At 70.0% G+C, this 14,186-nt stretch carries 13 protein-coding genes; 4 read left to right on the top strand and 9 right to left on the bottom strand.

Translation table 11 applies throughout. The annotated features are described in order from the left end of the window. Nucleotides 1-498, top strand: a 498-nt coding sequence (locus V6V89_RS25070) for an AAA family ATPase (protein WP_334621772.1), incomplete at its 5' end; no start/stop codon positions are given. Between the two features lie 68 nt (nucleotides 499-566). On the opposite strand, the gene metG is transcribed toward V6V89_RS25070, so the two are convergent. From metG to V6V89_RS25050, 4 genes are all read right to left on the bottom strand, one after another. Next, nucleotides 567-1,991, bottom strand: coding sequence for a methionine--tRNA ligase (gene metG / locus V6V89_RS25065; protein WP_334621771.1), 1,425 nt, complete (start codon nucleotides 1,989-1,991; stop codon nucleotides 567-569). Between the two features lie 239 nt (nucleotides 1,992-2,230). Then, on the bottom strand, nucleotides 2,231-3,211 hold the full coding sequence (gene ligD, locus V6V89_RS25060; protein WP_334621770.1) for a non-homologous end-joining DNA ligase: 981 nt from the start codon (nucleotides 3,209-3,211) through the stop codon (nucleotides 2,231-2,233). Between the two features lie 67 nt (nucleotides 3,212-3,278). Beyond that, complete coding sequence (locus tag V6V89_RS25055; protein ID WP_334621769.1) at nucleotides 3,279-3,674, bottom strand: DUF1801 domain-containing protein; 396 nt, start codon at nucleotides 3,672-3,674, stop codon at nucleotides 3,279-3,281. Nucleotides 3,675-3,684: 10 nt separating this feature from the next. Further along, nucleotides 3,685-4,512 (bottom strand): NAD(P)H-binding protein, encoded by an 828-nt coding sequence (locus tag V6V89_RS25050; protein ID WP_334621768.1) that lies wholly within the window; start codon nucleotides 4,510-4,512, stop codon nucleotides 3,685-3,687. An 80-nt stretch (nucleotides 4,513-4,592) separates the two neighbouring features. Between V6V89_RS25050 and V6V89_RS25045 the strand changes: the two genes are divergently transcribed. Then, a complete protein-coding gene (locus V6V89_RS25045; protein WP_334621767.1) occupies nucleotides 4,593-5,573 on the top strand; it encodes an AraC family transcriptional regulator in 981 nt (326 codons plus the stop codon). Nucleotides 5,574-5,779: 206 nt separating this feature from the next. Continuing rightward, a complete protein-coding gene (locus V6V89_RS25040) occupies nucleotides 5,780-6,091 on the top strand; it encodes a cold-shock protein (RefSeq protein ID WP_334621766.1) in 312 nt (103 codons plus the stop codon). Nucleotides 6,092-6,165: 74 nt separating this feature from the next. On the opposite strand, the gene V6V89_RS25035 is transcribed toward V6V89_RS25040, so the two are convergent. The 5 genes from V6V89_RS25035 to V6V89_RS25015 are packed head-to-tail and all read right to left on the bottom strand — an operon-like array spanning nucleotide 6,166 to nucleotide 10,928. Next, entirely contained in the window at nucleotides 6,166-7,332 is a 1,167-nt protein-coding gene (locus V6V89_RS25035) for a VWA domain-containing protein (protein WP_334621765.1), read from the bottom strand. Then, nucleotides 7,332-8,291 (bottom strand): VWA domain-containing protein, encoded by a 960-nt coding sequence (locus V6V89_RS25030; protein WP_334621764.1) that lies wholly within the window; start codon nucleotides 8,289-8,291, stop codon nucleotides 7,332-7,334. Before V6V89_RS25030 ends, V6V89_RS25035 begins: the two co-directional genes overlap by 1 nt. Continuing rightward, nucleotides 8,288-9,175 (bottom strand): DUF58 domain-containing protein, encoded by an 888-nt coding sequence (locus V6V89_RS25025; protein WP_334621763.1) that lies wholly within the window; start codon nucleotides 9,173-9,175, stop codon nucleotides 8,288-8,290. The genes V6V89_RS25030 and V6V89_RS25025 overlap by 4 nt, the downstream gene beginning before the upstream one ends. Further along, the gene (locus V6V89_RS25020; RefSeq protein ID WP_334621762.1) at nucleotides 9,172-10,143 is read right to left on the bottom strand and encodes an AAA family ATPase; all 972 of its coding nucleotides are present in this window, start codon (nucleotides 10,141-10,143) and stop codon (nucleotides 9,172-9,174) included. Before V6V89_RS25020 ends, V6V89_RS25025 begins: the two co-directional genes overlap by 4 nt. A gap of 38 nt (nucleotides 10,144-10,181) precedes the next feature. Next, nucleotides 10,182-10,928: a S1C family serine protease gene (locus tag V6V89_RS25015; RefSeq protein ID WP_334621761.1), complete on the bottom strand. Its 747-nt coding sequence runs from the start codon at nucleotides 10,926-10,928 to the stop codon at nucleotides 10,182-10,184. A 362-nt stretch (nucleotides 10,929-11,290) separates the two neighbouring features. Here V6V89_RS25015 and V6V89_RS25010 point away from each other — a divergent pair, with 362 nt between their 5' ends. Beyond that, complete coding sequence (locus tag V6V89_RS25010; RefSeq protein ID WP_334621760.1) at nucleotides 11,291-14,119, top strand: immune inhibitor A domain-containing protein; 2,829 nt, start codon at nucleotides 11,291-11,293, stop codon at nucleotides 14,117-14,119. The last annotated feature ends 67 nt before the right edge of the window (nucleotides 14,120-14,186 follow it).

Genomic DNA, 14,186 nt, shown 5'->3' with positions numbered 1-14,186 from the left:
GGACGCATCGTCGACTTCAAGAACACGGTGATCATCCTGACCACCAACCTGGGCACCCGCGACATCACCAACACCGTCCCCCTGGGCTTCCAGGCGGCTTCCATCGATCACACGCGGAGGGTCCACGACGAGCTGAAGCAGCACTTCCGGCCCGAGTTCCTGAACCGCATCGACGAGATCATCGTGTTTCCGCGACTGACCTTGACGGACATGCTGTCCATCGTGGACATGATGATCGTCCGTATCGAGACCAGGCTTCACGACAAGGGCATGGGCCTCGAGCTGACCGACACCGCCAAGAAGTACCTGGCAGCCAAGGGCTTCGACGCGGCGCTCGGCGCCCGTCCGCTGCGCCGCCTGGTCCAGCGGGAGGTCGAGGACGCCGTGGCGGAACTCATCCTGTTGGGCGAGCTGCGTCCCGGCCAGCGGGTGCTCGTCGACCGCGACGGGGAGGGGCTCGCCTACACGGTCCTTGATGAGGAAAGAATGCTCGTGTGAAACCTGAGCAGCTGGCCACCGTGCTCGCCCGGCTGGGCGGGCCGGTGGCGCGCTCGCTCGTGTAGCGGCTACTCCCAGCGGGGAAACGCCGGGCCCTGCTCGCCATCGTCCAGTTGGCGCCGCAGCCGCTTGGCACCGTGCGGGAGGAACGGCTCAAGCTCCGTCGCCAGTACCCGGCAGGTGTGCAGCAGCGTGCCGAGAACGCTGTCGACGTCAGCGGAGCCTTCCCATGGCCGCCTGGTTTCGATGAGCCGGTTGGCCTCGGCCACGGTCGCCGTCACCGCACGTGTCGCGGCTCGGAAGTCGTACCGGTCGAGCGCCCGGTCGATCTGGCTCGGGAGGTCGATGCCGACCTGCGGCACCTCCGGCACTCCGCCCTCACGGTAGCGGCGCAGCAGGCTCGCCGTGCGGTGGACCAGGTTGCCGATCCCGTGCGCCAGATCCTGGTTCGCGCGGCGGATCAGGCGCTCGGCCGTGAAGTCGGTGTCGCCCACCGGGGCCACCTCGGCCAGCAGCCACCATCGCAGCGCGTCACTGCCGTACCGGTCGACCAGCGCGGCCGGGTCGACCGCGTTACCGGCGCTCTTGGCTATCTTCGCGCCGTCTACGGTGAGGTAGTCGTGCACCACGATCGTGGTGGGCAGCGGCTGCCCGGCGGACAGCAGCAACGCCAGCCAGTACACGGCGTGGAAACGGACAATCCCTTTCCCGATGAGGTGCACCCGCTCGCCGGCGTCCGTCCACCATGTACGGTACGCCTCGTCGCCGGTGCCATATCCGAGTGCGGTGACGTAGTTGGCGAGCGCGTCCCACCACACGTACACCACCTGTTCGGGGTCGCCCGGCACGCCGATCCCCCAGCCACCGGCCCGCGCCGCCGGGCGAGACACGCTGAAGTCGGCGAGTCCACCTCTGACGAACGCGAGCACCTCGTTGCGCCGCGCCTCCGGCAGGACCCGCACCCGCCCGGACTCCAGCTCCCGCAGGATCGCGCCCTGATAGCGACCCAACCGGAAGAACCAGTTCTCCTCCTCGATGGCCTCGGGCTCGGTGCCGTGCTCCGGGCACACCGCACCGGCCAGTTCGTCGGGCTGATAGAACTGCTCGCACCCACCACAGTAGAGACCCCGGTAGGTTCGCCGGTAGAAGTCACCCGCCGCCGCACACTCCCGCCACAACCGGCGTACCCCATAGGCATGTCGTCGATCGGCGCTGGTCGCGATGAAGTCGTCGAACGACAGCGCGAGCGGCTCGCGTAGCGCCGCGAAGCGCGCTGCGTTGGTCTTGACGAACTCCTCCACCGGCACCCCGGCGGCGCGCGCGGCCCGCACGTTCTTCACGGCGTTGTCATCCGTACCGGTCAGGAACCGCACCTGTTGACCGCGCAGCCGCCGGTGCCGGGCCAGCACGTCCGCCTGCACCAGCTCCAGCGCGTGCCCGAGGTGCGGGGCGGCGTTGACGTACGGGATGGCGGTGGTCACATAGAAAGGCATGATGCCTCCTCCGCCCCGCGACGGCGGGAGGCCACGATGCGACGCCCGCCGAGCGGGGTCTGGTCGTTGGAAAATCGCGCTAGCGCACGCCGAGCAGCCCCGAGGAGGGGCCCATCATCCGCTCATGGCATGGCTGCATGCCTCCATGCTGGCACCGCCACCACCGACGGGCCAGCCCTTTTCGTGGAGTCGCGGCCGCGCACCCCGGCGATCTCCAGCCGGAAGTCCATGGGTCCGTATTACCCCGCGGACTCGCGCCAGAAGACCTCCTCGGGTGCTTTGTCCGGACGCAGGCCGCGCCAGCTCGGATGCCGGAGCCGGCCGTCGGGCGTGAGCGTCCGGTACACCACCTCCGCGACCAGCACCGGATCGACCCACATCGCGTCGCGGCTGTGCTCGCGCGGCACCGGCACGTCCAGCGGCGACGTGTCACGTGCCAGGGGCGCCAGCCGGGTGGCCAGCTCGCGCAGCGCCGCCTCGGTGAACCCCGTGCCGACGTGGCCGACGTACACCAGCCGCCCCTGATCGTCGGACGCGCCCAGCATCACCGAGCCGATCATGCCGAGGCGCCGCCCCGCGCCGGGCTTCCACCCGCACACGATCACCTCGGCGGTCCGCTCCAAGGCCGTCTTGATCCAGTCCGGGGAGCGTTGGCCGGGCCGGTACGGCGAGGTCAGGCGCTTCGCGACCACGCCCTCCAGTCCGCTTTCGCCGGCCGCGGCCAGCATGTCCGCGGCCGTGGTGCGGTCCGCGGGAAACGAGGGCGGCGTGTACACCAGACCGCCGCTCAGCCCCAGCTGGTCGAGTAGCTCCCGGCGGCGCGTGTACGGCTCGCCGATCAGCGGGCGCCCGTCGAGTTCAAGCACGTCGAAGAGGTACAGGTGAACCGGCACCGAAACGACCAGCGCGCTCGACGGCCGGGCGACGTGCATCCGGTGCTGGAGCCGCGCGAATGACGGCGCGCCGTGCTCGTCCAGAGCGACGATCTCCCCGTCGAGCACGGCCCGCAGGCTGCCGAGCGCGCCGTTCGCCTCGGCGATCTCCGGGTACGAGTTGGTGATGTCCCGCAGGTTTCGGCTGGTGAGCCGCGTGCGGCCGCCACTTGGCTCGACGATCGCCCGGACTCCGTCCCATTTGAACTCGTACGCCCACGCACCGGCTGGCACCGGGCCGGCCACCGCGAGCATCGGCTCGACGGGGCGATGTAACGGCGCGACCACCCCTTGATCATGGCTGCCCACCGCCGGCAATACCGGCATTTCCCCTAAATCAGGGGGAAAGCGTCCGTCAGGACGAGCCCTTGAGCTTGCGCCAGCCACCGGCCCGGTTGTTCGCGATGATTTGCTGGAACATCGCGCCCAGCGCCCGCTTGTTGAGCTTCTCGCCCTCGTACACCGACACCATCCGGGCGGTCTTGTTGTCGTGCCCGGCCGTGATGATGCCTTCCGGGTCGGGCACGATCGTGCCGTCGTACAGGAAGATGTTCACGTGGTCCTTCGTGCCCATCAGCGCGCAGATGTTGCCCTTGAGCACGAAGTAGGGCTGGACCCGCCGCTTGACGGTCTCCTCCACCTCCGGGTCGCAGCCGTGCACCAGGTCGCGCACCTGCTCGCAGATGGCCTGCTGCCACCCGGGCAACCCGTCGATGTACGCATCTATCCGCGGGTCCTTGACGTACGTCACGTGGCCAATGCTAGGAGTTCCACACACCAGTCGCGGCCGCGTCCCGGACAAAGGTCACGAAGTCCCGAGCCGGGCGTCCGGTGACCGCCGTGACGTCGCCGGTGACGTGGGCGTTGCGGCCGTCCAGGATCCGGGCGAACAGCTCGGTGAGCGCCTCGGCCTCCTCGACCGGCACACCGTCGGCGATCATCCGCTCGGTGCACACGGCCGGCGTCACCTTCTCGAAGCGCACCGGCCGGCCGGACGCCTCGGAGATCAGGGCGGCCGCCTCCGCGAACGTCACCAGGTGCGGGCCGGTCAGCTCGTACGTCCGGCCGTGGTGGCCGTCCTCGGTCAGCGCGGCAACCGCGACGTCGGCCACGTCCTCCAGGTCGACGAAGGGCTCCGGCACGTCGGTCGGCAGCGAGATCACACCGCTCAGTACCGGCGGGAGCAGGAAGTGCTCGGTGAAGTCCTGCGCGAACCAGGTGCTCCGAACCACCGTCCACTCCAGACCGACGCCTTTGATCATCTCCTCGCTGGCCGCCGCGTCCTCCTCGCCGCGCCCGGACAGCAGCACCAGGCGGCGGACGCCGGCCTCGGCGGCGACCTCGGCGAACGCGCGGATCGCCGGCGCGGCGCCGGGAATGCCCAGGTCGGGGTAGTACGTGACGTAAGCGGCGGTCGCGCCGCGCATCAGCGGTGCCCAGGTCGCCGGATCGGCGTGCCAGTCGAACGCGGGCTGCCCGGAGCGGGAGCCGATGCGTACGGGCAGGTCGTGGGCGACGAGGCGCTCGGCCACGCGGCGGCCGGTCTTGCCGTTGCCGCCGATCAACAGGTAGGTCGCGTTATCAGTCATGTGAATATTGCACGGCACCGGCGTTAGACGATCCATGGCGCAGAGGCTCAATGCCATACGCCATCGTCTAATCTGAGCGGATGGACGCTCTCGCCGGTCTCCTCGACGGCCCGCGTGCCCGCGGCGCATACCTGCTCCGGGTCGTCCTCGACCCGCCGTGGTCCATGCGGATCGAAGACCAGGCTCCGCTCGCCCTCGTGTCGGTCGTGCGCGGATCCGCCTGGCTGCTTCGCGGCCGTAAAGACCCGGTGGAGATACAGGCCGGCGACGTGCTCGTCATCCGTGGCCCGGAGCCGTACCTGGTGGCGGACCACCCCACGACGCCGCCACAGGTGATCATCCATCCGGGTGAGCGCTGCACGACCGTGTACGGCGAAGACCTGGCCATCGCGATGGACCGTGGCGTGCGCACGTGGGGAAACAGCGACGACGGCCAGACCGTGATGCTGGTCGGCACCTACCAGGACGCCGGCGAGGTCAGCGACCCCCTGCTGCGGGCCCTGCCGCCGATGCTCGTGCTCACCAAGGAAGACTGGGACAGCCCACTCGTCCCGCTGCTCGCCGCCGAGATCGTCAAGGACGACCAGGGGCAGTCGGCCGTCCTCGACCGCATCCTCGACCTGATGCTGATCGCGGTACTGCGCACGTGGTTCTCGCGCGGCGACACGGCTCCCGGCTGGTTCCGCGCTCAGTCCGATCCCGTCGTCGGCCGGGCCCTGCGGATGCTGCACAACCACCCGGCACACCCGTGGACCGTGGCAGAGCTCGCCACCCGCCTCGGGGTGTCACGGGCGACGCTCGCACGGCGCTTCGCGGACCTGGTCGGTGAGCCGCCGATGTCGTACCTGACGAGCTGGCGCCTCGCGCTCGCCGCCGACCTGCTGCGCGAGCCCCACTCGACGCTCGCGGCCGTCGCCCGCAAGGTCGGCTACAGCAATGCGTTCGCGCTCAGCACCGCGTTCAAACGGGTCCGCGGCGTGAGCCCGCACAACCACCGCGCCGCGCTGAGCGACAGCTCCCCGCCCTCTCCCGTCGATCAAGGCCAATCGCACGTGCTTTGATCTCAGATCCACGTGTTCTTGCCCTTGATCACGAACCCCCGGGCCCGATCACCACCCCTATAGAAGCGTCGACGCAATGTTCCTTGATCGGCGGCCGACCAGGCCGGGTACGCCGGGCAGGTTCGGGCAAGTCGCGCCCTCACCCCAGGGCCGGGGCGTGGTTTCCCCGAGGTCGCGGGTCGAGGCCGGCGCCGTACGCTCGGCGGGTGACAAGTACGGGTGTGGTCCGTGAGTACCGCAGCGAGGAGGGCTGGGGCGTCATCGACGGCCCCGACGTGCCCGGTGGTTGCTGGGTGCACTTCTCCGCGATCGCGATGGAGGGCTACCGCGAGCTGACGGCCGGACAGGCCGTGTCGTTTCGCGCCGAAGCGGCCACACAGGACGGTTACCGATACCGCGCGGTCAAGGCCTGGACGGGCGTGACCGAGCCCGACGACGTGGCCCCTGACTCGTCGTCGGGCGCGTACTGGAGCGAGCTGACCATCACCTTCGACCTGACGGACGACGACGGCCGCTGAGCGTCACGCGGCGATGGTCGTCCGCGATCAAGGAGATCCGCATCGATCAAGGGCAAATACACGCGGAAAAGAGATCAAACCGCGTGCGTTTGCCCTTGATCGACGGGGCGAGGGGGCGGCGCTGGCCCTGCGGGCGGGGCGGGCCCCGCCGGCGGGGCTGGGCGGGAGGGCGTCAGTGCGGTCGTGGGGAGGATGGGGCGGGTCCACCAGGCTGAGAGGCCCAGGGCGGTGAGCAGGAGGGCCGCGCCGGCCAGGGCGAACCACACGGTCACCTCGACGTCCTGGCGCTGGGTGACGATCGAGCCGGGCAGGTCGGACAGGACGTCGCTGAGCGCCTCGGCGTCTTCTGCCTGGTAGTACTTGCCGCCCGTCATGTCAGCGACCTGCGTCAGGGTCTCCTCGTCGATCTGCCGGTAGCGCCCGCCGCGCCTCAACCCGCCGCCGGGCGGGCCCTGCGGGTCACCCCGGAACGCCGCGTCGCCGCTGATCTGGTCTGGCCTGCACACCGACGCGGCGGGCTCGGTGGTGCCGAAGCCGATCGTGTACACGCGTACCCGGCGGGCGGCCGCCTCGGTGGCCGCGGTGAGCGGGTCGACGCCCTGGGTGTTGCGGCCGTCGGTGAGCACGACGATGGCGTCGGGCACGAAGTCGCCGGTGGGTTCGGCAGGCGGCACGTCGACGCCGGTGGGCGGCACGTCGTGGTTGGTCGCGGCGATCGCGTCGACCGAGGTCAGGATGGCCTGGCCGATGGCGGTGCCGCGGGCCGTTCGCAGCGTGTCGATGGCCTCGACCAGCTTCTTCTTGTCGGTGGTGGGCTCGACGAGCAGCCCGGCGATGCCGGAGAACGTGACCAGCCCGATCCGGGTGCCGTCGTCCTGCTCCTCGACGAAGTCGCGGGCCGCTTCCTGCGCGGCCGTCATCCTGTTCGGCGACACGTCGGTCGAGCACATCGACGCGGACACGTCCATGGCGAGCAGGATCGACGTGCCGCCCTGCGGTACGGGCACGGACGCCTGCGGGCGCGCGGCGCCGGTCCCGAGCACGACGAGCCCGGCAGCGAACAGCCAGATCGGGATCCGGCGCCGCCACGTCGAACGCCCCGGCAGCGCGGCCCGGATCAGCGCGACGCTCGGCATCCGCACGGTCTCGCGCCGCCGGCGCCGGCGGGTCCACCACCGGTAGGCGAGCAGCAAGGGAAACGCCAGCAGCGCGGTGAGGGCCCACGGCCAGGTCAGCGACATCAGAGTATCCGTCCGAACCAGGTGATCATCAGCAGCGCGCCGATCGTGAGGAGCAGCACCGAGACGGCGACGACGCCGCCGGTGAGCTCGACGAACTCGTCTTCGGTGGTGATCCTCAGGTCGAGCGACTCGTAGACGGCGTCGAGGGCCTGCGCGTCCTGGGCGCGGTGGTAGGAGGCCCCGGTCGCCTCGGCGACCTGCGTGAGCAGCTCCTCGTTCAGCGCGGTCGCTATCTGGTACCCGTCGACCTCGATCGTGTCGCCCTCGATCGTGCCGATGCCGACGGTCTCGATGTGCACGCCCGCCGCGGCGGCGAGCTCGGCGGCGGCGACCGCGTCCGGCCCGCCGGTGTCCTCGCCGTCGGAGAGCAGCACGATGGTGGCCGAGCGCCAGTACCCGAGGTCGGGCAGCGGCTGTCCCTCCTCGGGCAGGCTGACCGACTCGCCGGTGATGGCGGACAGCGACGCCAGGATGGCCTCCCCGAGCGAGGTGCCGCCGGCCACGGTGAGCCGGTTGATGGCGCCGATGGTGCTGTCGCGGTCGTTCGACGGGTTCTGGGTGGTCTGGGCGCCCTGCCCGAAGGCGACCACCCCAACGTCCACTGTGTCTGGTTGTTCCTCGACGAATCCGGTCGCGGCGGCCTGCGCGGCGGCGAGGCGGCTGGGCGCGATGTCGTCGGCCGCCATGCTGTTGGAGACGTCGAAGGCGAGGATCACCGTGCCGGACGCGCGCGGCACCGGTACCGTCGCTTGTGGACGGGCGAGACCGACGAGCAGCAGGATCAGCGCGACCAGAAAGAGCGCCGGAGGGATGTGCCGTCGCAGGCCCTGACGCGGCGGGCGAAGGCCCGCCGCCGTGAGCAGCGCAGTCCGGCGCCGCTGCAGCCACCTGTACGCCAGCACGAGCCCCAGGCCGGCGATGGCGGCGACCACGAGCATGGCGGGGTTCTGGAAGCTCACTTCCGCCTCGCCTTCGACCGGCGCGCCATCTCGACGAGTGCGGTGACGAGGTCGTCGCCGGTGCCGACCCGGTGTGCGGTCACGCCGGAGCGGCCCATGGCGGCGACGACGGCCGCCTCGCGCGCGTCGACCTCGGCGCGCAGCCGCTGCCGGAAGAGCGGATCGCTGGTGTCGGCGAGCAGCTGCTCACCGGTCTCGGCGTCTTCGACCAGGACCAGTCCCAGATCGGGCAGGTCCAGCTCCATCGGGTCGACGACGCGGATCGCGATCACCTCGTGCCGGTAACTCAGCCGGGTCAGCGCCGGCTCCCAGTCGACCTCGGCGATGAAGTCGGAGATGACGAACACCAGGCTACGCCTGCGTATGGTGCCGGCGGCCAGCCGAAGCATCGCGTCGAGGTCGGTGGCGCCGCGGATCGTTGGCGCCGCAACGGGTTTGGTCAGTTCGTGCGTCAGGTGCAACACGTGCGTGCGACCGGTGCGGGCCGGGATGATCCGCTGCGCGTGGTTGTCGTACAGGATCGCGCCGACCCGGTTGCCGCCGTGTGTGAAGAGCCGCGCGAGGCAGACGGCGAGTTCGGCGAGGCGCGAGTCCTTGCCCCGGTCGGGCGGCCCGAACCGCATCGAGGCGGACTGGTCGAGCACCAGCCACGCGGTCAGGTCGCGGTCTTCGGTGTACTGCCGGACGTAAGGCTCGTCGAGGCGGGCGGTCACGTTCCAGTCGATGTGCCGCACGTCGTCTTCGGGCGTGTACTCGCGCAGGTCGGCGAAGTCGAACCCGGTACCGCGAAAGACCGTGCGGTACGCGCCCAGCAGCCGCCCGTCGAGTCGGCGGACGACCTGCCAGTCGAGGCGCCGCAGCAGCCGGTCGGGTGGGCTCGTCACACAGGGGCCTTCCGCATGGGCGCCTCCGGCACCGGCATCGCGGCCAGCACCTGGGTGAGGATCATGTCGGCGGTGACGTCGTCGGAGAGCGCCTCGTAGGTCAGCACCAGCCGGTGCCGCAGCACGTCGAGGGCCAGGTCGGTGACGTCCTGCGGCACCACGTAGTCCCGCCCGCGGATGTACGCGAGGGCGCGCGCGGCGAGGATGAGGTTGATCGACGCGCGCGGGCTGGCACCGAAGTCGATGTACCGGGTCAGCCCGCCGAGCCCCACTTCGGCCGGCTGGCGGGTGGCGGTGGCGAGGCGCACCGAGTACTCGATCAGGGCCGGATCGACGTACACGTCGTCGACCTGTGCCTGCATCTGGATGAGCCGCTCCGGGGCGACGACCGCCTGGGTGATCGGGTCGGGCGCGATCGCCCGCTCGACGATCACGAACTCTTCGGTGGCGCTGGGGTAGCCGACCAGGACCTTCATCATGAACCGGTCGACCTGCGCCTCGGGCAGTTGGTAGGTGCCCTCGGACTCGATCGGGTTCTGCGTCGCCATGACGAGGAACGGCCGCGGCACCGGGTGCGTCTCGCGGCCGATCGTGACCTGCTGCTCCTGCATGACCTCCAGCAGGGCGCTCTGCACCTTCGCGGGCGCCCGGTTGATCTCGTCGGCGAGCAGCAGGTTGGTGAACACCGGCCCCAGCGACACCTCGAACTCCCCCGTGCGCTGGTGGTACACCCGGGTGCCGACGATGTCGGCCGGCACCAGGTCGGGCGTGAACTGCACCCGGTGGAACTGCCCGCCGATCGCTCCCGCGAGCGCCTTGACGGCCAACGTCTTGGCGAGGCCGGGCACGCCCTCGACGAGGATGTGCCCGCGCGCCAGCAGCCCGATGAGGAGCCGTTCGAGCAGCGTGTCCTGCCCCACGATGGTCTTCTTGACCTCGTACAGGATCTGCTCCACCGGTGCGTCCATGCATACTTCCTTACGGTTCGTTCGTCACTGCTGGTGCGTCACTGCTGGGGTCCGTCGCCGCCGCCCGCGGCGGCGGCCGCGCCGATGGGCACGGCGAAGCCGATACCGATGAACGTGCCGGCGGTTGTCGGGTTGGCCAGCGCCACGACGATCCCCACCGTCTCACCTCGGGTGTTGACCAACGGTCCGCCGGAGCTGCCGGGGTTGACCGCCGCGTCGAACTGGATCAGGCCCGAAAGGCGCAGCCCGCCGGTGCCGGTCGCGGACCGGTCGAGGCCGGAGACCACGCCGGTGGTCGCGCTGCGGACCATGCCGAGCTGGTTGCCGACGGCGACGACGCCGTCGCCGACGGAGAGGCGGCCGGAACTACCCAGTACCGCTGGAACCACGATCTGCGGCAGGGTCGCGGCGGCGAGCGCCGCGACGTCGATCTCCTCGTCCGCCGCGCGGACCGTGGCGGCCGATTGGGTACCGTCGGCGAACGTCACGCGCACCCCGCCGGCACCCTTCACGACGTGCAGGGCAGTGAGGATCACCCCCTGCGCGCTGGCGATCACGCCGGTGCCGGTGGCGGTGGTCTTGCCGCCCGCGTCGAGCGCCTCGATGATCACCACCGACGGCGCCACGGTGTCGTAGACCTCTTTGGCGGTGAGCTCCTCGACAGCGGTGGGCTCCGGCGAGACGGTCGGCAGTACGGCCGGGGTGTCGGAGGCGCCCCACCGGAACGACACGACCGCGACCAGCGCCAGGGCGACCAGCGCGACCAGCGCCGAACCGATGATCAACAGTCGGTGCGAACGCGCGGGTCTCTGGACCGGGGGGTCGCCCGCGTCGGGTTGGCCCATGCCTCAAGATAACCGCGCAAACTCGGAATTCGGTAAGGATCGCCCCCACGATCGGGCCCGATCAAGTACCGTCAGGCAGCGCCTGATCATGCCAGGAATCGCCGTTTCGGCCTGTCGCGCGCCTGAAGCCGGCCGGCATATCGGGAGTATCCGAAATGGACGCTAGCCCGTCCGAAACTGGCTGCTCACTGACGGTTGTCCATGGCACAGCGGTCGCATAGCCTCCTGTCGTTGCCCGAACACTCCACCCGGGTGTCGGGTGCGTGGCTCGCTCAGGGACGCGCGAGAAGGGGGAATACAAAGTGCGGGGCAAGAAGATACGGGCACTGCTGTCGGTACCCGTCCTGGTCATCGCGTCGGCCGGCTTGTCGGTCGCCAGCGCGGGGCCGGCGGCCGGCAAGCCCGCCCGGTTCGTTCCGACGGACCGGGACTACTACATCAACTACGTGGAGCCGAAGGTCGAACGCCCCACCGACGGCCGCGAGGTGGTCGCCGAGGGCGCCAAGGGCAAAATCAAGCAGGCCCGCCCCGACCCGGTCAGCGAGTACGGTCGCAAGTTCTCCGAAGGCAACCCGGTAGCCGCCCGCGGGCTGGCCAGGACCGAGGCCGAGGCGATACGCACGGGCAAGAACCCCCGGCACATCCGATACAAGCAGGCCGACCAGACGCAGGTGGCCCAGCTGCTGACGATCCTGGTCGAGTTCAACCCCAACGCCAACGACGACTTCAGCGGCGTGATGGTGCCGCAGGCGACGTTCGACGACGCGACCACGCCGGAGAACGAGCGGTCCTGCGTGCCGGGCAACGTGCAGAACGGCCCACTGCACAACAACATCCCCAACCCGGCCGAGGCATCGCATCCCGACAACAACTCAATGTGGGTGCCGGACTTCTCCTCCGAGTTCTTCAACAAGCTGCTGTACACCAAGGAGGGCGTCACCGAGCGGGTGCGGCCCGACCTGCGCGGCCCGGACGGCAAGAAGGGCATCAGCCTGCGCGGCCTGACGATGGCCAACATGTACACCGAGATGTCCAAGGGCGCCTACACGGTCGACGGCGAGGCAACCCCCTGGGTCACCGTGCCGCACTCCGAGGGGTGGTACGGCGCCGACACCTGCACGCTGGTCGACGGGGTCTGGGAGGCCGGCGCGAGCCAGGACATGAACGGCCATCCCGACAACCCGGCCGGCCCGGCGGCGCTCGGTGCCGACGCTGTCGACGTGCTGGCGGCGCAGGACCCGAGCTTCCCGTGGGCCGACTACGACGTCGAAGACGTCGCGGACGTCGACGGTGACGGCAACTTCCTCGAGCCCGACGGCGTGATCGACCACCTCGTGCTGGTGCACGCCGGCGAGGACAAGTCCGGTGGCGGCGGCGCCGAGGGCCCGTACGCGATCTGGGCGCACTCCTCCGCGATCGTTCCCGGCCACACCATCCCGGGTACCGACATCGCGATCAGCAACTACATCGTCCAGCCGGAAGACTCCGGCGTCGGCGTCTTCGCCCACGAGTACGGGCACGACCTCGGCCTGCCGGACCTGTACGACACCGGCTCCGGCGGCGACTCGGACGTCGACTTCTGGGACCTGATGTCGTCCGGCTCACACACCGGTCCGATCTTCCAGAGCATGCCGACACACATGGGCCTGTGGGACAAGTTCGTGCTCGGCTGGGCCGATCCGCTGATCCTCAACCCGGGCGACTCCGCGGCGCGGGTCAAGCTCGGGCAGACCTCGCGCACCCCGGTCGGCACCGAAGACGGCATCCGGGTCAACCTGCCTCCCAAGCAGGTCACGCTCTCGACACCGCACAGCGGCGCCAACCAGTGGTGGTCCAACAACGACCAGTCCTGGGCCGACGTGCGACTGACCCGGTCGATCGACGTGCCGGCCGGCGGCGACGTGCGGTTCTGGACGTGGAACAACTACGTGATCGAAGAAGACTGGGACTTCGGTTTCATCGAGGTGTCCACCGACGGCGGCGCCACGTGGGCCGAGCAGAAGATCTTCGACGAGGCCGGCAACCTGGTGTCCACCGACGACGGGTACGCCGACCCCAACAACCGGATGCGCGACTACGGCAACAAGAAGTACGGCCTCACCGGCACCACCGGCGGCCAGTGGCGGCACGACTACGTCAGCCTGACGCCGTTCGCCGGCCAGAGCATCCAACTCCGGCTGCGGTACGCCACGGACGCCGCGTTCGAAGCCAGCGGCTGGTTCGCCGACGACTTCTCGGTCACCGCGGACGGTGCCACCGTATGGTCCGACGACGTCGAGGGCGGTGCCAACGGCTGGACGCCGACCGTCACGACCTTCACCAACACCACCGGCGCGGGCTGGGGCATCTCCCCCGGTTCGTTCTCGTTCGCGCACTACTACCTCGCCGAGTGGCGCAACCACGACGGCTTCGACGAGGGCCTCAAGTACGCGTACTCGACGAACTACCTGCGTGATGGCGCGTGGAAGGTCGAGCGGGTGCCGTACAACGCCCCCGGCATGCTGGTGTGGTACCGCGACACCAGCTACGGCAACCTCAACCACGTCCTCAACAACCTCTTCGACCCGCCGAGCATCGGCTCGAAGGGCGGCCTGCTGATCGTCGACTCGCACTTCGACCCGCTCCGCCGCAAGGGCGTAGCGGCCGACAAGGACCCGTCGGCCCTCAACAACCTGCCGTCCCGGCCACAGTCGTCGAACGCGGCGTTCGGGTTCCGCGCCACCTACCCGTTCACCGAGTGCTTCGAGGCGCCGAACGAGCCGTTCAGCTCGTACTGCTCGAAGTTCGCGGCCAAGCCCGGCAAGTTGGCGTTCACCGACGCCAAGGGCTGGTACCCGGGCGTGGAGTACCGGCCGGACCTCAACCCGGCCAACCCGCTGTTCTTCCGCGACGCCGACGCGTCGGTCGTGCTGCCCTCGAAGGACAGCGCGCCGTACTCGGTGCGGATCGTGGATGCGAACGGCAACCCGGCCACCGCGCAGTACGGCATCGACCTTGGCGGCGGCGTGGTCACCGGCACCGGCAATCCCGGTGACGCCGGCGTGAACTTCGGCGTCAAGTTCATCCTGCTGGAAGAGGGGCACCGCAACCAGTGGGCGACCGTCCGGGTCGTCCCGCCCGCGGCGCCGTAACCGCTCGATCATTGTTGGGGGGCCGCCCGTGGGGTGGCCCCCCTTCGTTGTCGCGATCCTTTACCGT

The sequence above is a fragment of the Micromonospora sp. CPCC 206061 genome (genome assembly GCF_036906915.1).
GTDB lineage: Bacteria > Actinomycetota > Actinomycetes > Mycobacteriales > Micromonosporaceae > Phytohabitans.
The sequence above is the reverse complement of the archived record's forward strand: the minus strand, read 5'-3'. Positions and strand labels throughout refer to the sequence as shown.